Source organism: Thioclava sp. F1Mire-8, assembly GCF_002213165.1.
Classification (GTDB): Bacteria; Pseudomonadota; Alphaproteobacteria; order Rhodobacterales; family Rhodobacteraceae; genus Thioclava; species Thioclava nitratireducens.
Genome location: NZ_NBNY01000001.1, coordinates 296,345 through 318,003, shown reverse-complemented (window position 1 = coordinate 318,003; position 21,659 = coordinate 296,345). Strand labels below are relative to the sequence as shown.

The 21,659-nt window shown below is 66.0% G+C and carries 15 protein-coding genes; 9 read left to right on the top strand and 6 right to left on the bottom strand.

All coding sequences use genetic code 11. The features are described from left to right. Positions 1–39 precede the first annotated feature (39 nt). From modA to modC, 3 genes are read left to right on the top strand one after another with little or no spacing between them, the layout of a single operon-like run. Entirely contained in the window at positions 40–789 is a 750-nt protein-coding gene (gene modA, locus B6V75_RS01460) for a molybdate ABC transporter substrate-binding protein (RefSeq protein ID WP_088718505.1), read from the top strand. Then, positions 786–1,481: a molybdate ABC transporter permease subunit gene (modB, locus tag B6V75_RS01455; protein WP_088718504.1), complete on the top strand. Its 696-nt coding sequence runs from the start codon at positions 786–788 to the stop codon at positions 1,479–1,481. The genes modA and modB overlap by 4 nt, the downstream gene beginning before the upstream one ends. Further along, positions 1,481–2,557 (top strand): molybdenum ABC transporter ATP-binding protein, encoded by a 1,077-nt coding sequence (gene modC / locus B6V75_RS01450; RefSeq protein WP_088718503.1) that lies wholly within the window; start codon positions 1,481–1,483, stop codon positions 2,555–2,557. Before modB ends, modC begins: the two co-directional genes overlap by 1 nt. 14 nt (positions 2,558–2,571) lie before the next feature. Here the strand turns inward: modC and putA are convergent, their stop codons facing one another. Then, complete coding sequence (gene putA, locus B6V75_RS01445; protein ID WP_088718502.1) at positions 2,572–5,991, bottom strand: bifunctional proline dehydrogenase/L-glutamate gamma-semialdehyde dehydrogenase PutA; 3,420 nt, start codon at positions 5,989–5,991, stop codon at positions 2,572–2,574. Positions 5,992–6,105: 114 nt separating this feature from the next. On the opposite strand from putA, the gene B6V75_RS01440 reads away from it, so the two are divergent. Then, complete coding sequence (locus tag B6V75_RS01440; protein ID WP_075774978.1) at positions 6,106–6,573, top strand: Lrp/AsnC family transcriptional regulator; 468 nt, start codon at positions 6,106–6,108, stop codon at positions 6,571–6,573. Positions 6,574–6,929: 356 nt separating this feature from the next. On the opposite strand, the gene B6V75_RS01435 is transcribed toward B6V75_RS01440, so the two are convergent. The 5 genes from B6V75_RS01435 to B6V75_RS01415 all read right to left on the bottom strand — a co-directional run bounded on the left by B6V75_RS01435 (position 6,930) and on the right by B6V75_RS01415 (position 15,252). Next, positions 6,930–8,450, bottom strand: coding sequence for a bifunctional UDP-sugar hydrolase/5'-nucleotidase (locus tag B6V75_RS01435; RefSeq protein WP_088718501.1), 1,521 nt, complete (start codon positions 8,448–8,450; stop codon positions 6,930–6,932). A gap of 184 nt (positions 8,451–8,634) precedes the next feature. Continuing rightward, a complete protein-coding gene (locus B6V75_RS01430) occupies positions 8,635–10,086 on the bottom strand; it encodes a GTPase (protein WP_088718500.1) in 1,452 nt (483 codons plus the stop codon). 14 nt (positions 10,087–10,100) lie between these two features. Beyond that, on the bottom strand, positions 10,101–12,242 hold the full coding sequence (locus B6V75_RS01425) for a dynamin family protein (protein WP_075774981.1): 2,142 nt from the start codon (positions 12,240–12,242) through the stop codon (positions 10,101–10,103). Further along, positions 12,239–13,315: a dynamin family protein gene (locus B6V75_RS01420; protein WP_088718499.1), complete on the bottom strand. Its 1,077-nt coding sequence runs from the start codon at positions 13,313–13,315 to the stop codon at positions 12,239–12,241. Before B6V75_RS01420 ends, B6V75_RS01425 begins: the two co-directional genes overlap by 4 nt. Beyond that, positions 13,312–15,252 (bottom strand): dynamin family protein, encoded by a 1,941-nt coding sequence (locus tag B6V75_RS01415; RefSeq protein ID WP_166504514.1) that lies wholly within the window; start codon positions 15,250–15,252, stop codon positions 13,312–13,314. Before B6V75_RS01415 ends, B6V75_RS01420 begins: the two co-directional genes overlap by 4 nt. A 469-nt stretch (positions 15,253–15,721) precedes the next feature. On the opposite strand from B6V75_RS01415, the gene B6V75_RS01410 reads away from it, so the two are divergent. From B6V75_RS01410 to B6V75_RS01390, 5 genes are all read left to right on the top strand, one after another. After that, the gene (locus B6V75_RS01410; protein WP_088718497.1) at positions 15,722–16,561 is read left to right on the top strand and encodes a helix-turn-helix domain-containing protein; all 840 of its coding nucleotides are present in this window, start codon (positions 15,722–15,724) and stop codon (positions 16,559–16,561) included. A 10-nt stretch (positions 16,562–16,571) separates the two neighbouring features. Further along, a complete protein-coding gene (locus tag B6V75_RS01405; RefSeq protein WP_088718496.1) occupies positions 16,572–17,570 on the top strand; it encodes an ArsJ-associated glyceraldehyde-3-phosphate dehydrogenase in 999 nt (332 codons plus the stop codon). Next, positions 17,567–18,835 carry an organoarsenical effux MFS transporter ArsJ gene (arsJ, locus tag B6V75_RS01400; protein WP_088718495.1) on the top strand — a complete coding sequence of 423 codons (1,269 nt, stop codon included), beginning with the start codon at positions 17,567–17,569 and terminating at the stop codon, positions 18,833–18,835. Before B6V75_RS01405 ends, arsJ begins: the two co-directional genes overlap by 4 nt. Positions 18,836–18,932: 97 nt before the next feature. Then, complete coding sequence (locus B6V75_RS01395; RefSeq protein WP_240496884.1) at positions 18,933–20,609, top strand: AMP-binding protein; 1,677 nt, start codon at positions 18,933–18,935, stop codon at positions 20,607–20,609. Further along, entirely contained in the window at positions 20,606–21,373 is a 768-nt protein-coding gene (locus B6V75_RS01390; protein WP_088718493.1) for a crotonase/enoyl-CoA hydratase family protein, read from the top strand. The genes B6V75_RS01395 and B6V75_RS01390 overlap by 4 nt, the downstream gene beginning before the upstream one ends. The last annotated feature ends 286 nt before the right edge of the window (positions 21,374–21,659 follow it).

Below are 21,659 nucleotides of genomic sequence, written 5' to 3'. Positions count from 1 at the left end.
GCTGCAATATGTCTGGTGAAACATATCGAAGGAGGCCCCATGTCCCTGCCCCGCATCCTCGCCCTTGCGCTTACGACGGCGAGCCTCGCGCTACCCGCCCGCGCAGAGGAGGTCACGATCTTCGCCGCCGCCTCGATGAAGACCGCGCTCGATCAGGTGGCCAAAGCGTGGGAGACGAAGACCGGCGACGTGGCGCATATTTCCTTCGCCGGGTCCGGTGCGCTGGCCCGCCAGATCGCCGCCGGAGCACCGGCCGATATCTACATCTCCGCAAATCCCGGCTGGATGGAGACGGTCGCGAAGACGGGCCGCATCAAGGTGCAGGAGGACCTGCTGGCCAACCACCTTGTGCTGATCGCCCATGATCCGAAAGCGAAACCGGTGACGATTTCTCGCGATCTCGATTTCGACGCGCTTCTGAATGGCGGCAAGCTGGCCATGTCGCTGGTGAACGCGGTGCCCGCAGGCCAATACGGCAAGGCGGCGCTGGAGCATTACGGGCTCTGGTCCAAGGTCGAGCCCGAAGTCGCGCAGGCCGATAACGTGCGCGCGACACTTGCGATGGTGGCACTTGGCGCGGCACCCTACGGGATCACCTATGCGACCGACGCCGTGGCCGAGCCGCGCGTGCATGTCGTGGCGACCTTCCCCGAAGACAGCCACCCACCGATCCGCTACCCCGCCGCCCGCCTCACCGATAGCGACGCGGCGAAAAGCTTCTATGCCGAGCTGAAATCCGACGCCGCCGCGAAGATCTTCCACGTGCAAGGCTTCGAGACACTGAAATGAGCTGGCTGTCGTCCTCCGACTGGCAAGCAGTCTTTCTCTCGCTGAAAGTGGCAGGCTGGGCGACGCTGCTGTCATTGCCGCCAGGACTGTTCGTCGCCTATGCGCTGGCCCGCTGGCGCTTTCCGGGGCGCAGCCTCGTCAACGGGCTGGTGCATCTGCCGCTGATCCTGCCGCCGGTTGTCACTGGCTACCTCTTGCTGATCGGTTTCGCGCCGAACGGGGTGATCGGGGCGGCGCTGGCGCGGGTCGGGATCACGGTGGCTTTCTCATGGCGCGGGGCAGCGCTGGCCGCCGGGATCATGGCCTTTCCGCTGATGGTGCGCGCGATCCGGCTCGCGATCGAGGCGGTGGACCCGAAGCTGGAACAGGCGGCCTCCACCCTCGGGGCCTCGCGCATCGCCAGTTTCGCAACGATCACCCTGCCCCTGATCCTGCCCGGCATCCTTGCGGGCGCGATCACCGCCTTCGCCAAGGCGATGGGCGAATTCGGCGCGACGATTACCTTCGTCTCGAACATCCCCGGCCAGACCCAGACCCTGCCGCTCGCGATCTACTCGCAATTGCAGGTGCCGGGCGGCGAGGTCGAGGCCGCGCGGCTGGTGGTGATCTCGGTCACGCTGGCGCTTGGCGCGCTGTTGGTCTCGGAGTGGCTGGCGCGACGGATCGCGGCGCGGATCGCGGGACAGAACTGATGCTGGAAATCTCGCTCAGCCATCGCCTGCCGGCGCTCGATCTCGACGTAGATTTCACCGCGCCTGAGGGCGTGACCGCGCTGTTCGGCCCGTCCGGCGCGGGCAAGACGACCGTGGTGAACGCGGTCGCGGGGCTGCTGCGGCCCGACCGGGGGCGGATCGTCGTCAATGGAGAGGTGCTGCTCGAGACCGAGGCCGGGATCTGCCTGCCGCCCCACAAGCGCCGCATCGGCTATGTCTTCCAGGACGCCCGGTTGTTCCCGCATCTGAGCGTCAGATCAAACCTACTCTACGGGCAGCGTTTCAACAAAACCAAGACCGCGCCGGAGTTCGACCACATCATCGATATGCTCGGCCTCGGCGCGCTGCTGGAGCGCCGTCCCGCCGCGCTCTCGGGCGGTGAGAAAAGCCGCGTCGCGCTTGGTCGCGCGATCCTGTCGAACCCGCGGATGCTGCTGATGGACGAGCCACTCGCGGCGCTGGACGCTGCGCGAAAATCGGAAATCCTTCCCTATATCGAGAGGTTACGGGACGAAGTTAAACTTCCCATCCTCTATGTCAGCCACGCACCGGCCGAGGTCGCGCGTCTCGCCACCTCCATCGCGCTGATCGAGGCCGGCCGGCTGCGCGGTTTCGGCCCCGCGCGCGAGATTCTGTCCGATCCGACACTCGCCCCCGCGCTCGGGCAGCGCGAAGCGGGGGCGGTGATTTCGGGACGTGTCATGGCGCAGGAAGCCGACGGCCTGACCCGGATCGAAACCGCAGGCGGGCCGGTGCTGCTGCCCTATCGGGAAGGTCAGCCCGGCCAATCGCTGCGGCTGCGAATCCATGCGGGGGACGTAACGCTTGCGGTTGCGCGGCCCGAAGGCCTCTCTGCGCTCAACATCCTGCCGGTGACGGTCACGGAGCTGCGTCCTGCGGCTCCCCCCAGCGTCTATGCCCGCCTGAAGATGGGCGACGAGCATCTGCTGGCCCGGCTCACCACCCGCTCGGTCGCGGCGCTTGGCCTGACCGAGGGGAAGAGGTGCCACGCGATCATCAAGGCGATGTCGGTGGCCTCCGAGGATGTGGGCTAGCAGGCCAGCGGGATTTACCCCGCCAGCAATGCCGCGTTACCGCCCGCCGCCGTGGTGTCGACGCACAGATGCCGCTCGTGGAGGACATCGGCCTTCTGCACAGCGCCGGTGGTCAACGTCAGGATCGGGCCCTCGCGTTTCGCCAGCGCTTTCACAAGGGCGCGCGTATCGTGGCCCCACCAGATGGCGCCCGCGATATCCTCAAGCGTTTCAAGCACGTCCGGGGCGATCTTGCCATCGGCACCGACGGCCACACCGCCCAGCTTCTCGACTTCCTTGATCTGCGCCACCTGCGCAGCTTCGCCCGGCCCGAGGCACAGGATCGGCCCGCGCGGATAGCGGCGCAGCGTGTTGGCCTCGCCCGTCGGCCCCGGCAACTCCAGCGCCTCGAGCGGCTCGCTCGCCTCGGCCTTCGCCGCAGCTTTCGCAAGCTTTTTGCGCAGCGTGTCGAGATCGGCCTTGTGGCCCCATTCGCCGTTTTTCGACGACGCCTCAGGCGCCATCGCGAAGCGGGTCAGGTAAAGCGGTCCACCCGCTTTCGGCCCCGTGCCCGACAGCCCCTCGCCGCCGAAGGGCTGCGAGCCCACGACCGCGCCGATCTGGTTGCGGTTGACGTAAAGGTTGCCGACATGCAGCGCGTCCGAGACCTCCTGCACGCGGTTGTCGATCCGGCTGTGCAGACCCGCGGTCAGCCCGTAGCCGGTGGCGTTGATCGCGTCGAACACCTTCTCGATATCCTCTGCGCGATAGGTCGCGATATGCAGAACCGGGCCGAAGACCTCACGCTCTAGCGCCTCGATGCCGGAGATTTTCACCAGCGTCGGCGCGATGAAATGGCCCTTCGACGGCGCATCGAGCTTGTGCAGCACGCGGCCCTCTTTCTCGGCATTCGCGATATAGGCGGCGATGTCTTCCTGCGCCTCGCTGTCGATCACCGGTCCGACATCGGTCGACAGATACCACGGATCGCCCAGCGACAGCTCGTCCATCGCGCCCTTGATCATCGAAATCAGGTTCTCGGCCACGTCTTCCTGCACATAGAGGCAACGCAGCGCCGAGCAGCGCTGACCCGCCGACTGGAAGGCCGAGGCGATGATGTCGCGCGTCGCCTGTTCGGGCAGCGCGGTCGAATCCACGATCATCGCGTTCAGACCGCCGGTTTCCGCGATCAGCGGCGCGGTCGGATCGAGATTGTCGGCCATCGACCGGCGGATCATCTTCGCCGTCTCGGTCGAGCCGGTGAAGGCGATGCCCGCGATCTTCGGGTTGGACGACAGGGCTGCGCCCACCGTCTCGCCCTGACCCGGCAGCAGTTGCAGCACGTCGCGCGGCACACCCGCCTCATGCATCAGGCGCACGGCGATGGCGGCGACGAGCGGCGTCTGCTCGGCCGGTTTCGCGATCACGCCATTACCGGCAGCCAGCGCCGCCGAGATCTGGCCGGTGAAGATCGCCAGCGGGAAGTTCCACGGGCTGATCGCCGCGAAGATGCCGCGCGCCGTCGGGTCGCTCTCTTCGGCCTGCGCCGAATAATAATGCAGGAAGTCGACCGCCTCGCGCAATTCGCCCACGGCGTCGAGCTGGCTCTTGCCCGCCTCTTTCGCGAGCACCGCGAAGAAGGGTCCGAAGTTTTCCTCGTAAAGCTCGGCCACGCGGCGCAGCACGGCGGCGCGCTCAGCGACCGGGGCAGCCCACGGACGCGCAGCGTCGATGGCGGCCGCGACACAGGCCTCGTCGGCCTCGGTGACCTTGGCCACCTCTTCGCCGGTCGAGGGGTTGATGACGGCCACGGGCTCGCCCGTCGCCTCGCCCGCCACCAGCGGACCCGCATCCGGGATCGCCACATTGCGGGCGGCGTCGATGCGCGCAAGCGTGCCCTCGTCGGTCAGATCGAAGCCCATGGAATTCTCGCGGGACTCGGCGAACACCTCCGAGGGGAGCTTGAGCATCGCCGAACGCTCGGCCGTCTCGAGTTGCACGAACGGGTCTTCCGCGATGGTCTCGGGCGCCACGTCCTCATCGACGATTTGGTGCACGAAGGAAGAGTTCGCGCCGTTCTCCAGCAGGCGACGCACCAGATAGGCCAGCAGGTCGCGATGCGCGCCGACGGGGGCGTAGATGCGGCAGCGGGTGCCCTCTTCGCGGTGGACGATCTCGTGCAGACGCTCGCCCATGCCATGAAGGCGCTGGAACTCATAGGGACGGCCCTCGGCCATCTCGAGGATCGCCGCGACCGAATGGGCATTGTGGGTCGCGAATTGCGGATAGATGCGGTCGGTATAGCTGAACAGCTTGCGCGCATTGGCAAGGTAGCTGACATCGGTCGCAGCCTTCGTGGTGAACAGCGGGAAATCCGGCAGGCCTTCGACCTGCGCCAGCTTCATCTCGGTGTCCCAATAGGCGCCTTTCACCAGACGCACCATGATCTTGCGGTCGAGCTTTTCCGCCAGCGCGCCCAGCCAGTCGATCACGAGGCTCGCGCGTTTGCCGTAAGCCTGCACGACCACGCCGAACCCGTCCCAGCCGGCAAGCTCGGGGTCGGACAGAACCTCCTTGATGATCTTGAGCGAGATCACCAGACGGTCCTGCTCCTCGGCGTCGATGTTGAGGCCCATGTTCCCGGCCTTCGCGGCCTTCGCCAGATCCTTGAGCACCGGCACGATCTCGGCCATGGCGCGCTCTTCCTTGGCGACCTCGTAGCGCGGATGCAGCGCCGAGAGTTTCACCGAGATGCCGGGATTTTCGGCCACAGGGCGGTCCTTGCAGACCTTCGTGATGGCGGCGATGGCGTCGGCGTAATCCTTCGCGTAGCGCTTGGCATCGCGCGCGGTGCGGGCGGCCTCGCCCAGCATGTCATAGCTGTAGGTATAACCGCGATCTTCAAGCTTCTTCGCGCGGCTCAGCGCGTCCTTGATCGTCTCGCCAAGGACAAACTGGCGGCCCATCTCCTTCATCGCGCGGCTGACGGCAGCGCGGATCACCGGCTCGCCCAGACGGCGCACGGCACCGCGCAACACGCCTGCCATGCCGGGCTTTTCGTCTTCGAGCACGCGGCCCGTCAGCATCAGCGCCCAGGTCGAGGCGTTGACCATCGAGGACGACGCGGTGCCCATGTGCTTGCCCCAGTCCGACGGTGCGATCTTGTCTTCGATCAGCGCGTCGATCGTCTCGGCATCGGGCACGCGCAGCATCGCCTCGGCCAGACACATCAGCGCCACGCCTTCCTGCGTGGACAGGCCATATTCCGCGAGGAAATGCTCCATCAGCGTCGGTTTGGCTTCGGTCCGGATACGGCGCACGAGCTTTGCCGCGCGGGCGGAGATCTGCTTGCGATCACTCTCGCTCAGTTCGGCCTGGCCCTTTAGCCGCTCCAGAAGCGCGGCTTCTTCGGCGAATTTCGCCTGTGTCGTGAACTGATCGAACGTGTCGCCCATGCGATCCTCCCTTGAATCTGATTGTCCGATACTATTCGATTTCCTCTAGGCGATTGGCGCAAAGATTTGCTAAGCGATGGTCTCTGGAACTTATTTTTGGAGACTCTGTAGCCCATGAGTGAAGAGATCGATGCAATCGACAGGCGAATCCTCAACGAGCTTATCGCCGATGCACGCCTTCCCGTGGCTGAGATAGCGCGCAGGGTCGGCTTGTCGAAGACGCCGGTGGCCGCGCGCATCCGCCAAATGGAGGAAACCGGGCTCATCAAGGGCTACCGGGCGATGATCTCACCGATCAAGCTGGGGCTGACCCATGTGACCTATATCGAGCTGAAATTGAGCGATACGCGCGAGACCGCGCTGAAGGCGTTCAACGCTGCGGTGCGCGCGATCCCCGAGGTCGAAGAGTGCTACATGATCGCCGGGGGCTTCGATTATCTGGTGAAGATCCGCGCCCGCGACATGGCCGATTACCGGCGGATCATGTCGGAAGAGCTGTCCACCCTGCCCCATGTCCATTCCTCGTCGAGCTATGTCGCGATGGAGACCGTGGTGGAGGCCAGCGCGCCGCCCTTGGAGTGAGGTTACAGAGGGCAGCGCCCGATCGCCGGGCGGGCGTCCCTCGTCATGTGGTCCGTACTTAATCGCGGCCAAATCCGGATGACCTCGATCCGCGCGCTGACGTCACCCAAGCGCCCGCCCGAGGGGGCGGTCGGGCGCTGCCCGGGCCGCTTCGCGGCTGTTCCGGGCAAGCAGATTGCGTTCGTTCAGATCGAGGCCCTCTCTACGCTTCCCTGTCCCTGCACGCGCATATTGGCAATAGTTGTCCACTTGGCACAGGGCGACCAGCCCCGGGCCGCGCCCGACCCTCACCACATTAGGCGCAATAGAAAAGGCGGCAGGTCTCCCCGCCGCCTCTCGATCCGATCAGGTCTAACTCACTCGCCCTGTTTTTTGATCCGCCCGTCGAGCTTGGGTGCGACCGTCCCCTTGCCCTCGATATAGGTCATCACGTCATTGGCCATCAGGTTGCCGTTGCCGGCGTTCACGATGACCTTGCCGCCGCCGAGCGACGTGTAGCCGTCGCCGCCGCCCAGCATGTAATCGTTGGTCGCGACCTTGTAGACCTTGTCCTTGTCGAGCGGCTGACCGCCCACCTCGACCGAGACCACGCGCGACCCGGCCGGTGCGGAGGGATCGTAGACCACGCTCATGCCCGATATCTGCGGGAAACGGCCCGCACCGTTCTCGACCTGGCTGAAGCCGTTCTCCAGCGCGCTCAGGAGCTGCGAGCCGGGGATCTCGGTCACCACCGTCTTGTTGCCGAAGGGCAGCTCGGTCAGCACGTCCTTGCGGGTGATCTTGTGGCCCGCATCATAGGTCGTGTCGCCCCGGATGCCGCCGCCATTGATCAGCGTCACATCGGCCTTGGTCGCGGCGCGCAGCGCATCGGCGATGAGATCGCCCATCGTGCTCTCCTGCGAGCGCACCACGTTGCGCCGCGAGTCCAGTTCGGTCTCCGACGTGCCGATCTGCTGGCCGAGATTGTCGTCGAGTTGCTGCTTGAAGCCGTTGACCAGCTTCATCGATTCCGGATCCGGCGTCACATTCGCGGTGTCGATCCAGCGGAAATCCGGGGTCCAGCTGATCTTGCGCTTGCCGTCCTTCTCGGAGATGTCGACGGTCAGATCGACCGGCATCAGGTAGCGCGCGTCGATCGAGGTCTCCACATAGGCCGTGATCCCGTCATAGAACATCGCATTGAGGTGGTCGTCGCCCGAGATGATGACGTCGAAATCCTTGCTCGCGATCAGGTCGCGGTCGTTCGACTGATCGGTCTGCACGACCCCGATCACCAGATCCGCGCCATCCTCGCGCGCCTTCTTGGCTGCTGCGATGGCGCTGTCCACGGTCGGCCCGAATTTCAGATCGCCCGAATTGGCGACCTCGGGCGTCGTGTCCTGCGCGACCGGAACGAGCGCGACCTTGAGACCGGCGATCTCTTTCATCATCACGCCGCCCAGACCCTGAACCGGCGAGCCGTCTTTCTGGGTGATGTTGATCGCGGCCCACGGGTATTTCGAGGCTTCCATCTTCTTCTCGAAATTCTGCGGGCCGAAATCGAATTCATGGTTGCCCGGCACCGCGATATCGAAGGGCACGATATTGGTCAGGTCGATCGTGTTCTGACCTTCGTCGATCCCCGACAGAAGCGAGGGCGAGAGCATGTCGCCATCGAAGACATAGAGCGTGTTGGGATTGTCCGCGCGCTCCTTCTTGGCGACCGCGTTGAGCCGGGCGAACCCGCCGCGCTCGCCATCACCGTCGAAATTGTAGATATCGCCAACCCCGAGGATCGTGAGCTTCACCGTCTCGGCCTGAATTGGCCCGGCGGCGAGAAGCCCGGTGGAGGCGGCGCCCAGCATGAGGGCAGCCAGACGGCGCTTGAAATCGGACATTTCGGTCTCCCTGCGGAATGAATTTATTCATAGACCCCGAACGGCCGCATGGCCCGGGGCGTGGGAGAAAGCTTAGCCGCACTCTGTCATCGCGCAAACCTCAAGTCAGATGACCTCGCGTTCACGATCGGGCGCGCGCCTCTTTTCGCGTCACCCCGCGCAGATCAGCGCGCTGGGTACGCTTTCAGACCAATACGCCCGCCAAGCGCGCGAACAACGCATGCGCCGCCGCCTCGTCGATCAGGTCGACGGTGAATTGCGCGAAGGTCAGGCCGGTCTCCGGCGCGCTGGAGAACATGACGCGGACGTCCTCGCCCGACTCGGTGATCATGTCGAGCTGCCCGCCGAAGACGGTCGTGTAGCTTCCCGCGAATCCGGACATCATGGCCTCCAAAGCCTTGGCGCAGGCCACGATCTCGTCCGACGACCCTTTGACGGGCCGCAAGATCCGGTCGCTGGGGCCGATCCGCCCCGCAAGCTGCAGCCCCTCGGGCAACTCGATACCCAGCCGGAGCCGCGTGGTGGCGAGAAGCAGCGGGTTTTCCTGCTCCACCGGGGCCTCCCTCTCGGCCTCGGTTTCAGGCACGACGCCGCCGGTGACATTCGGCCCCGGCTTGAGCGCGGGCTCTCGAACGGGCTCGCGCGCAGGATCGCGAAGGAGTTTCGACGCCCGCGTGACACGACGTGGCGACACCTCGGGCGTGCGGTCGACGGGGTTCGGGTCCGGCCGATACTCGGGCTCGGCCCCGGGGGGCGCGACCGGCGCGACCGGCGCGCCCGAATTTGCGGGCTCGGAGCTGCGTTTACGCTCCCCGGGCGCGCGGAACGGCAAGATCGCCCCGCCATGTTCCGAGAGCAGCGGGGACGGCGCGTCATGGGCCCCGATCGCCAGATCCGCCTCGGTCTCGGGATCGAGCGCGTCGAGCCCGGCCACCGCGCGCCCTGTCATCGCCCCGAGCGCCGCGATCAGCGCCGCGCCGCCGCTACGCTGGAACGCTTCATCCGAAGTCTCGGCGGCGCGCAACAGATCACGCGATCCGTGCAGAAATGCGATCCGCGAGAAATACGCCGCCGACTCGCGCTGAACCCGTGCCTTCAGCTTCGCCCGGTCCCTGTCGTTGCGCAGCTTGTCGCCACGCGAAATCGCGAGCAGGCAATCGGACGGGCGCGCAGACCCCAGACATTCGATCAGAGTCTTTTCGGTCAGCCGCCATGCCTGCGAGGCGATCGTGACCCAAATCATCACGTCGCAGGTGGCGATCAGGCCGACCTGTCCTTCGTTGAGATCCTCGGCGCAGGTCAGCGGCACCTCGACGAATTCGAACCCCTGCAGATGCGGCTGCGCGGAATAGACGTAAATCTCGGAGGGCACGGCGCCGCCCTCTTCGACCTCCGCCGCGTCGATCTCCCGCCCCGTCGCGTCGCGCATCACCACGCCCGGCGTCGCCCGGTAGCGCGCGACGACCGTGGGTCGCTCGGTCCGGCCCAGATTGTCGCCGATGCTGCGCGCGCGCAAAATCGCGTTGAGCACCGTGGACTTGCCGGAATTGACCTCGCCGCAGATCGCGACCCGCAACGGTGCGCGGACCGGATCGGGCGGTGCCTGATCGTGGCGGAGGTCTTGTTTGAAGATCATTTGCTTCCTTGTCCTCACGCCGCGCGGGATGCGGGCTTGCGCCGCGGCATCATCGTGCTGCTGACGGCGCTTTCGATCGCGCCGAGGTTGATCAGGCGCCGCTCCAGAACTTCCAGCTTGCTCTGGATGCGCGACGCCATCCGGCTTTGCTGGGCGGGATCACGCGCCAGCCGTTCTAACTCGGCCCGCTCCTGCTTGAGCTGCAGGGTCCGCTCGCGCACGACCATCTCCATCATCCGAACCATGACCCGCAGTCGCGACCCGCCCGCGGTCGCGCGCTCCACCAGCGTCTCGCCATAGGCTTGCAGGATCTTCTCCACCGCAGGGCGCAACTCTTCCGCCGCGACGATGCGCAGACCCTCGAGCGTTTTCTCGATATTCACGGTCGGTCCACGCCAGAAGGCCCAGCCGCGCTCCAACGCGAAATTGATGCGCAGCGCGCGCCGGGTCAGCGTCAAGGTCGAGGTGAACGTGTCATGCGGCATATCCGCGAGGTCGATCTCTTCGCTGGGATCGTCGAACCGGTCCACGATGGTCGTGCGGCAGGCATGGATCGCATTGTCGAGCAGCACGTCGATCGCGGCCCGCGAGCGGGCGTAGCTTTTCGTCACTTCGCGTTCGAGCGCGATCTGCAACGCGGTCGTATCGGTCTCGAAGCTGCGCGGCGGACGGCCGTCGCGGATCCGATTGGTGCGCAGAACCTCCTCGAACCGGGCACGCTGACTGTTGACGAAATCCTCGATGCTCTTGTTGAGCCGCGTCTCCAACGCCGACCAGCCTCGGTTCAGCACGGATTCGATCTGGTGTTCGGCGCTCTCGACATGGTTTTCGAGCGCGCCGCGCAGCGCCTCCGTCGCCTCGATCTCGCCGGTCATCTCCTCGATCGCGGCCTCCGCCACGTCCGAGCGAATGCTCTCGATCTGCATCTGCAGCGTATCGCGTTCGCGGCGCGCGACGAATTGCATCCCCGACAGCTCCGCGCGCAGATCGCCCCGCAGCTGGGCGAGCTGCTGACGCCCCACCCCGCCATCGATCACGGCAGAGAGCACGTGTTTGACCTCTTCGACGCCCGAGGCCAGCAGAAGCCGATCGATCGGATCTTCGGGCACACGGCCGAAACGCGAATACAGATATTGCGCCAGCTCCATCGAATCCATCTCGGCGCGCGCCCAGGCGGCTTCCTCGTCGGAGCGCTGGGTGAGATCGGCGAGATAGGCACTGCCCGCGACGATCTTGAAGTCGATGTCGGGGATCGCCGCGCGCAGACGGCGCGACACATCGGCAATCACGCGGGGCACTTCGACCGCGTAATCGTCCAACTCGTCGATCCGGTTGAGGAAGATCAGCACGTCCTTGTCGTCCTGCCGCGCGAGGATACGGATCAGGGCGAGGTCCACATCGGTCAGCGGCTGATGCGCCGAAAGCACCATGATGAACACGTCCGAGCGGTCGAGCGAGCGGCAGGTAAACTCGTCGCGCACGAGGAACGGGTCGTTCACGCCGGGCGTGTCGGTGATGATCGTCGGCACCTGAAACTCGGGTAAGCGCATGTAGATATGGGCGCTTTTCGTCAGCGCGGCGAACCGGCCGAGCGCCTCGCGATCCAGCCCGTCATCCGCGCCCGGCCCGGCACAGACATAGCGCTGCAACAGGTCGGGGGCGAGGAAGTCGTAGTCGTGCTGCTGCCCCAGAAGCGTGTGGTAATGCTTGCCGAGCCGCCGTTGCGCGCGCCGGCGCATCTGCTCGGACTGCTCGCGCAGGATGTCGGTATCGAATCCCGGCAGCAGCTCTTCGGTCAGTTGCCGGATGCGCGTGCCACCATTGATGATCTCGTCCCAATCGGCTTCCGAGAAGAACTCGAACCGGGCCCCCGTCACCGGATCTTCCGGCAGGTTGATGCGCATGTTCGTCACGACCGAGGTCCACGGGTTCACGTCCGAGGGCAGGAAGTCATGTTGGTGCAGGAAGGCGTTGAGGAAGGTCGACTTGCCCGCCTTCACCTGCCCGATCACCGCCACGCGCGCCGCCCAGTCATGCAGCCGCAAGCGCAGATCGCGGATGCGCGGACGGGCGCTGCGTTCGACGGCGGTTTCTATCTGGTCGAGCGTGCCGTCGAGAAAGTCGAGTTCCTTACGCAGTTGCGGGGCGATCTTCATGGCGTGCTCCTCCTCGTCGCGTAGGCCGGCTCGGGTTCGTCTGCGGCTCTGGCATCGAGCCGGTCAAGCAGATGTTCGACATGGGCGAGGACATCTGCGGCATCGGTAAAGGCGTGACCCGCCGTGAGTTCCTCCCACAGCGCGCGGGCCGGGCCCGGCATCGAGGCGGGCTCTGCGGGCGGGTAGTCGGGCAGCGGCGAGTCGAGGATCAGCGGCTCGGCATCGGTCACCTCGGGCAGCTCCGCGCCCTCCGCCTTTATCAGGCGCGCCGAGCGCAGACGGCGCGGCTTGACCGGCATGCGCGGCTTCGGGAAAGCGATCACGTCGCGCTCGCGCACGAATTTGGCGACCGTCTCGTTGGTCTCTCCCGATGGTTGGCCGATCGGGCCGATCAGCCGCTCGATCTCGCGCCCGATCTGCGCGACGTCCTGCGCGTCGGTCAGTGCCGCCAGACGGATCGTCGGGAAAACCTCCCCCGCCTCGCGCTGAACCCGGCGCATCAGGCGCGCGCGGGTGCGTTCGTCGGGCAGACGGTCGCCATGGGTCACGACGAGCATCGGCTGCTCGAGAAGCGCCTGGGGCATCGCGTCCCAGACCGCCTTCTCGCTTTGCCGCCACGCCTGCGTCGCGTTGGTGCACCAGATCACGAGATCGGCATAGCGCAGCATCCGCTGCCAGCTTTCCATCGGCATGTTCGGGTCCGACGAACCGGGCGTGTCGATGATGTCGATCCGCTCGAGGATCGGCGCACCATGGGCGATCACGCAGTAGCGCGCCTTTTCCAGATTGAGCTGCGCCAGATCGCAAAGCGGGCGCGCGACCTCCTCCTTGTCGATCCAGATCTGCCCCCGGTCCCTGCCGTGCACCAGCCAGATCGGCGGCAGGGCGGTCGCGGTGACATGCGAGGGCAGCACCTTCTCGCCCAGCAACCCGTTGATGAGACTGGTTTTGCCAGCCGAGAATTCGCCCGCCACCAGCACCCGCAGCTTGCGCGGTTTCGCGGCGGCTTGCGGGCTCTGGGCACTCGTGAGGTCCGGCAAGGCAGGGCGTTCGCGTTTGCGCATCGAGTTCATGCCGAGAGCCTTTCCTTGTCGTGTCCCGCCGCGCCCGAGAGGCAGCGCTCGCGCACCGCCTTGCAGAACTGACCCTGATCGAAGACGAAGCGCTCCACGATCTCGCGGCTGCGCGCGATGGCGGGGTCGAAATACTCGGTCATCAGGTCTTCGATCAGCGGCGTGGTTTCCGCGATTATCACATCGCGGTAGCGCGCCTGTGCCGCGCCCTTGCGATTGAACCGCCAATAGCGACGCCACCACGCGCCCTGCATATCCAGCGTGATCATTCGCGCGAGCACCGTCGGCGCGCGATGTTGCGGCTGTTCGGGGAAGCGGCTCACATCGGCCTCGCGGATCACGCCGAACTCGGCAGCGAGGAAGCTGTCGATCCCGTCGCTGACCATGTCGAGCGCCGCCTCGCCCTTGCGCCGCAGCCGCGCGCAATTGGACGCGAAGGCGGTCTTCATCGCCATGCGCAGCGAAGTCGGATCATGGGTCCACGCGCCGATCTCGCCATAGGTGTCGATATGCGACTGCAGCGCCTCTAGCGCCGAGGCCACGAATTGCTCCTGCGCCCGGTCGAGCCGCTCGCGCAGCTCCGCGCGCAGGTCCGCGGCATCGCGGTTGAAGGCGGAGACGGCCTCTTCCTCGATCTCGGCAAGGCGCATCATCAGTTTGGACTCGCTGAGGATGGTGGAGGGATCAGCCACCCGGGCGACGCTATCCACGGTCTCGGCGCGCTCGATGATGCGCTCCAGCTCGTCCTGCACATCGCCAAGCACCGCCTGCCCCGGCCCGTCGACGATCCGCTTGACCACCGCCTGCATCAACGCACCGATCCCGGACGCTTCCATCGCGCGCTGGCGCAACTCGGTCTCGCTGGTGGGCGTGAGGCCGGTCATCTTCTCCAGCGCCGCGCGGCTGGCAGGCGCCATCTCGTTCACATCGCCCATCGCGCAATTGGCCCAGTAGCCCGAGCCGAACAGGATCTCGATCTCCTCGCCCAGCCCCATGCGCCCCAGCGTCTTGCGGATCGAGCCGCGGATCGCGGCCTGCGCCCCGCGCGGGTCTTCCAACTCGTCGATGCGGTTGACGAAGATCACCACCTCGCGCGCATCGATCGCGCAGATGATGCGCAGCAGCGCGAGATCCATCGTGGTCAGAGCCTGATGGGCGGAGAGCACGACGATACAGGCGCGGCTGTCGCCGATGGCATTGAGCGTGATCTGCTCGCGCATCATGAAGGTGTCGTTCACACCCGGCGTGTCGCGCAGACACAAGCCGCGCGGCAGATGCGGCAGATCGAGATAGAGATCGGCGGATTTCGTCAGATCGGCATAGGTGCCTTCGCTCGCGCCCTCGGCCAGATCGTCGGGATCGCCGTAGCAGATATATTGATCCAGCACCGCCTTATCGAGCGTCGGGAAGGCGCGGCTGGTGCCGAGAAGTTCCTCGAACTGCTCGCCAAGCCTCGCCTCGGTCGCGTTGCGCATCGCGGTGACCTGCTTGCGCACGCTCTCGGCCTCGGTCTCGAAGCCCGCGCGGTTGGCCATCTCGCCCAGACGCCCGCCGGTCGCCACAAGCCGATCCCATTCGTGGCGGTCGAAGAAACGAAACAGCGCGCGCGTGTCCATCGGGCGGTGGCGCGCGTTCAGATGCAGCGCCGTGATCACCGAGGTCCAAGGGTTCACATCCGAGGGCAGCATCCCCGGCTTGCCGATCAATGCGTTGAGAAGTGTGCTCTTTCCCGCTTTGACCTGGCCGATGACGCTGACGGTCGGCTCGAACGCGTCGATCATCTCGAGCACGCTGTCGAGCTGGTCCTCGACGAAGCCGAGATCGGCGTCCGAGACATCCTTTACCGCCTGTTCGAGCTGGTCGAGCGTCTCCCAGTAAGAATTGAGCGCCTCGAAACCGCGGCGATGCCAATCAAAGATGGAATTCGCTTCATACACGAGGGGCACTCCTTTCCGCAGGGGCGATGCGGTCTTGGGCGGAAACGGTTCGGCACACCCCATGCCGCCCGAGACCGCCAACGTTACAGGGACGGCGCGCGCCCCCTTCTTGGCGACGCACCGGCTGGGTCGGTTCGTGCTTAAGTTCTGTTGTGCACTCTTGTCCGAAATGCGGCAGAGATTATGGCAGAGCGACCATAATTGCCGTCCGGGGCAGCGCGCGGCGCATTTCCCCGATCACGATTTTTCGCCTGTTTTCTTTGCTTTGCTGGGTCGATGCGAAATATGTGACGCAGGGGAAGTCTCGTTTCGGCCCTATTTGTCTGCGTATTCACGAATTTGTGAGTGTTTCCGGTTATCGCGAGTTACCGCAGGTTTTCCGTGGATTGTTTACACGTAATCCGTCTATCGCGCACCGTCATCAAAGCTTCACTTGATCCGACTCTCTTATTTCGTAAAACCTCGAAATATGGATGAGATGACACCCCAACGGCTCACCGTGCTGGGCCACGCGCAACGCCTAGCGATCTTCCGGCTGCTGATGCGCCGGTATCCCGACCGGCTGCCCGCAGGCGAAATCGGCGCGGCGCTGGGGCTGAAACCCTCCACGCTCTCGGCCTATCTCGCAGCCCTCGCCGAAGTCGGGCTGATCGGTCAGACGCGGGCCGGCACTTCGCTGCGCTACGGGATCGAGATGGAGACCGTGCGCAACCTCTTCGACGCGCTTCTGATCGACTGCTGTCAGGGACGCCCCGATATCTGCTCTCCCCTCACGCAACCCGATCCCAGCAGAGACAGCCGCATGACGCAATCTGCAACGGGCCGAAAATTCAACGTGCTTTTCATCTGCACCGGCAATTCGGCGCGCTCCATCCTTGCCGAGACGATCCTGCGAGACCGGGCGGGCGACCGGTTCAAAGTCTATTCGGCGGGCACGAAGCCCTATTCAGAGCTGAACCCTTTCGCGGTGCAGGTGCTGCGCGACAAGGGCCATGACGTGGAGCCGCTGCGCGCGAAGAACATCTCCGAGTTTCACGGAGAGGACGCGCCGGTACTCGATTTCGTCTTCACTGTCTGCGATCTCGCCGCCAACGAGGAATGCCCGCCCTGGCCCGGCCAGCCGATCAGCGGCCATTGGGGGATGCCCGACCCGGTAAAGGCGACCGGCACCGAGGCCGAACGCGCGCTGGCGTTCCAGCAGGCCTATGGCGCGCTTCACCGCCGGATCGAGGCCTTCGCCGCCCTGCCGCTTACCACGCTCGACCGCATCGCGCTGCAATCCGCCGTCGATGACATTGGCCGTAACTGAAGGACTGACCATGACCACCTACGCCCTCAATGGCCTCGGCCGCATCGGGAAACTCGCCTTGAAGCCGCTGCTGGAGTGCGGTGCGAAGATCGCATGGATCAACGACGCGGTGGGCGATGCGGCGATGCAAGCGCATCTGCTGGAATTCGACTCCGTTCATGGCCGCTGGGACGCGGAGTTTTCGAGCGACGCGAACAGCGTCACCATCGACGGCACCCGCCTGCCCTTCATCGGCACGCGCAACATCGAAGACCTGCCACTCGACGGGGTCGACGTGGTGATCGACTGCACCGGCGTCTTCAAATCCGAGGCCGCACTCGCCCCCTATTTCGCAGCCGGCGTGAAGAAGGTCGTCGTCTCGGCCCCGGTGAAGGACGGCCCGACCGCGAATATCGTCTATGGCGTGAACAATGACGCCTACGATCCTGCTGCGCATAGCATCGTGACGGCGGCCAGCTGCACCACCAATTGCCTCGCCCCGGTGGTGAAGGTGATCCACGAGAACCTGGGGATCAAGCACGGGTCGATCACCACGATCCATGACGTGACCAACACCCAGACCATCGTTGATCGCCCCGCGAAGGACCTGCGTCGCGCGCGTTCGGCGCTCAATTCGCTGATCCCGACCACGACCGGCTCGGCCACCGCGATCACGCTGATCTACCCCGAGCTGAAGGGCCGCCTGAACGGCCATGCGGTGCGCGTCCCGCTTCTGAACGCCTCGCTCACCGATTGCGTCTTCGAGGTCGAGCGCGAAACGACCGCCAAAGAAGTCAACGCGCTGTTCAAAGCCGCCGCTGAGGGCGATCTGCACGGCATCCTCGGCTACGAGACGCGCCCGCTGGTGTCGTCTGATTACACCAACGACATCCGCTCCTCGATCATCGACGCGCCCTCGACGATGGTCGTGAACGGCACGCAGGTGAAGGTCTATGCGTGGTATGACAACGAGATGGGCTATGCCTGCCGGCTCGCCGATGTCGCGCTGATGGTGGGAGCCTCGCTGTGACCGACCACCCCGCCAGCCGCCCCGAAGGCTTCTCCGCCTATATCGCGGTGACGGCGGCCTATTGGGCCTTCATGCTCACCGATGGCGCGCTCCGGATGCTGGTGCTGCTGCATTTCCACACGCTCGGCTTCTCGCCGGTGCAGCTGGCTTACCTGTTCATCCTGTATGAAGTCGCGGGGATGGTCACGAACCTCTCGGCGGGCTGGATCGCGGCGCGGTTCGGGCTGGTTTCGACGCTCTATGCGGGGCTGTCGCTGCAGGTCGTGGCGCTGATCGCACTGGCGCAGCTGAACCCGGGTTGGGCGATTGGCGCGTCCGTCACGTATGTGATGATCGTGCAGGGCCTCAGCGGGGTCGCGAAGGACCTTGCCAAGATGTCCTCGAAATCGGCGGTGAAGCTGCTGGCGCCCACCGACAATGGCGGGCTCTTCAAATGGGTCGCGGTGCTGACCGGGTCGAAGAACGCGGTGAAGGGCGTGGGCTTCCTGCTGGGCGCGGCGCTGCTGGCGGCGCTCGGCTTCGATTACGCGGTGGTCGCGATGGCGGTGGTGCTGGCGCTGATCCTCGCCGCAATCGTCGTGGCGATGCCGCCGGGCCTGCCGCGCGGGCGCAAGGGCGCGAAATTCTCGGAAGTCTTCTCGAAATCGGCCAATGTGAACTGGCTCTCCGCGGCGCGGGTTTTCCTGTTCGGCGCGCGCGACGTCTGGTTCGTCGTCGGCGTCCCGATCTATTTCTACGCGGTTCTGTCGGACGGGACAGACGCGGGCGACCGCGCGGCCTTCTTCCTCGTGGGCACCTTCATGGCGCTCTGGATCATCCTCTACGGCGCGGTGCAGGCCGCCGCCCCGCGCATCCTGAAGGCCAAATCCCGCCCCGAAAGCGCACTGATCGGGGCCGCGCGGCACTGGGCGCTGGCGCTGCTTGCCGTGCCTGCGCTCCTCAGCGCCGCCGTGCTGATCGACCCGACGCCATCGCTGTGGCTCAGCACCGTGCTGGTCGTGGGTCTGCTCGTCTTCGGCGCGATCTTCGCGGTGAATTCCTCGCTCCACTCCTATCTCATCCTCGCCTTCACGCAGGCCGAGCGGGTGACGATGGATGTGGGCTTCTACTACATGGCCAATGCGGGCGGGCGGCTGATCGGCACGCTGCTGTCGGGGCTGAGCTACCAGATGGGTGGGCTCCCCGCCGTGATGATCACCGCGACGGGGATGGTGGCCTTCAGCGCGCTGGCGGCGGGGCGGCTCTCAGCGCAAAGCCCCGCATAAGCCCGTGAGCGGAGATGGACATTCCCGGCTCTCCGCGCTTTTCTGAGCGGCGGAGGAAAGCGGCCCCCGCGCCGCTTGCAAAATGGGAGGAGAGCCGGTGCTGTCACGCGGCAAGGATTACGCGGCCACGCGGGCTGCGTTTCGATGGGACATACCCGAACGCTACAATATCGGCGTCGACACGTGCGACAAATGGGCCGCGCGCGAGCCTGACCGCGTCGCGCTGATCGAAGTCGAGGAGGACGGCTACGGCGCAGTGCGCGAGACCACCTTTGGCGCGTTGCGCGAGGCGTCGAACCGCTTCGCCAATGTGCTGGCGGCGATGGGCGTAGGCGGCGACGGGCGCGAGACCGGCGACCGGGTGGCGATCCTGCTGCCGCAACGCCGCGAGACCGCCATCGCTCATATCGCGGCCTTCAAGGCGGGCTGCGTCTCGCTGCCGCTGTTCACCTTGTTCGGCCCCGAGGCGCTGCTGCACCGGCTGCGCGACAGCGGCGCGCAGGTGCTGGTGACCGACCCGGCGAGTTACGAGGTGATCGCCGCAATCCGCTCCGAGCTGCCCGATCTGGAGACGGTTTTCGTCACCGATGGCGGCGGGACGCAACCGGAAGGCGCCGCGGATTTCGACGCCGCTCTCGCCGAGGCTTCGCCCAAGTTCACCCCCGTCGATACCAGCGCCGAGACCCCCGGCGTGCTGATCTACACCTCGGGCACGACGGGCAATCCGAAAGGCGCGCTCCATGCCCATCGGGTGCTGCTGGGCCACCTGCCCGGCGTCGAGATGAGCCACGATTTCCTGCCGCAGCCGGGCGACCGCATCTGGACGCCCGCCGATTGGGCGTGGATCGGCGGGCTCTTGGACGTGCTGCTCCCGGCGCTGCATCACGGTGTGCCGGTCGTGGCTTGCCGCTTCCGCAAGTTCTCGGCGCAGGCGGCGGCCGATCTGATCCGGCGTCTGGGCGTGCGCAACGCTTTCCTGCCGCCCACCGCGCTGAAGATGATGAAAGCCGACCCGGAGAGCCTGTCTTGGAGCCTCAATATGCGCTCAGTCGCCTCGGGGGGCGAGCCGCTGGGCGCGCAACTCCTCGACTGGGGGCGCAAGGCGCTTGGCGTCACGATCAACGAATTCTACGGCCAGACGGAGTGCAACATGGTGGTCTCGTCCGCCGCGAGCCTTGATGCGCCCGAACCGGGTGCTATGGGCTGGCCGGTGCCGGGCCACGAGGTCGCGATCGTCGACAGCCAGACGGGTCAGATCCTGCCCGATGGCGAGGAAGGCGCGATCGCGGTGCGCGCGCCCGACCCGGTGATGTTTCTCGGCTATTTCAATCAGCCCGAGGCGACAGAGGCGAAATTCGTGACCGGCCTCGACGGGCGCTGGCTGCTGACCGGCGACCGGGGCGTCAGCGGCGCAGACGGCAGGCTGCGCTTCATCGGGCGCGACGACGACATCATCTCGACCGGCGGCTACCGTGTCGGCCCCGCCGAAATCGAGGATTGCCTGATCTCGCATCCGGCGGTGCAGATGGCGGGCGTCGTGGGGCAGCCCGATCCGCTGCGCGGCGAGATCGTCGCGGCCTTCGTCACGCTCTGCCCCGGCCATGCCGATACCGAGGCGCTGCGCGACGACCTTGCCGCCCATGTCCGCGCACGGCTCGCGAAATACGAATACCCCCGCGCGATCTACGTGATCGACGACATGCCCGTGACCACCACCGGCAAGATCATCCGCAACGCGCTACGCGCCCGCCTACCCAAGGAGCCCGCCCAATGAGCCCCGTCCTATTCGAGACCCGCGGCAAGATCGCGATCATCACCCTCAACCGCCCCGAACGGCGCAACGCGATCAATGCCGAAGCCGGCCACGCCCTGACCGAGGCGGTGGCCCGTCTGGAAGCGGATGACGCGCTGCAGATCGGCATCCTGCGCGGCGAAGGCGCGGTGTTCTGTGCGGGCATGGACCTCGCCGCCTTCACCGAAGGTAAGGTCGAGGAGTTACTATTTGCTGAAGGCGGTTTCGGCGGCCTGACCCAATCCCACCGCAGCAAGCCGATCATCGCCGCCTGTCACGGCGCGGCGCTCGCAGGCGGGTTCGAACTCGCCTTGGGCTGCGACATGATCGTGGCGGAAGACGGCTGCCGCTTCGGCCTGCCAGAAGTGCTGCGCGGTCTGGTTGCGGGCGCGGGCGGCGCGTTGCGGCTGGCGAGCCTCATCCCCCCGGCCCGGGCGCGCGAATTGCTGCTGACGGGGCGGCTTTTCGACACGGCGGAGGCGTGGGAGCTGGGCCTGATCGCCCGCCGCGCCGAGGCCGGGCAGGCATTTGACGCGGCGCTGGCGCTGGCCGAGGAGGTCGCGAAGAACGCGCCCTTGGCCCTGCGCGAAACCCTGCGGCTGTCGCGCGAGATCGAGCGCCGCGCGGTCGACCCTCTCTGGGAGGAGAACGCGCGGACCTTGAAGGCCGTGATGGAGAGCGAGGACGCCGCCGAAGGCGCGCGAGCCTTCCTCGAGAAACGCGCGCCGGAGTGGTCCGGGAGATAAGGGCCGCACCCGAGCCTTGGGGTGAGCCGCGTCTCGGAAGGGTTCCAGTGGAAGTCTTCAGCGGCGAACGCGCCGCGCGTCGCGGCGCAGGGGGCGCCTGTGTTTCGCGGAAAGGGTTGCGCCCGAGCCTCGGGCGGGCGCTTCGTTCCCGTCGACGCTCGGCACTTTATCTCGCAAGCCCGGACGACGGTAATGCCCTAGATGACATCGCCAATGCGCCCTCCCGGGGGGAGGATCGGGCACGGCCCGGGGCTGGTCGCCCCGCGCCAAAATCAGACCTGAGAGC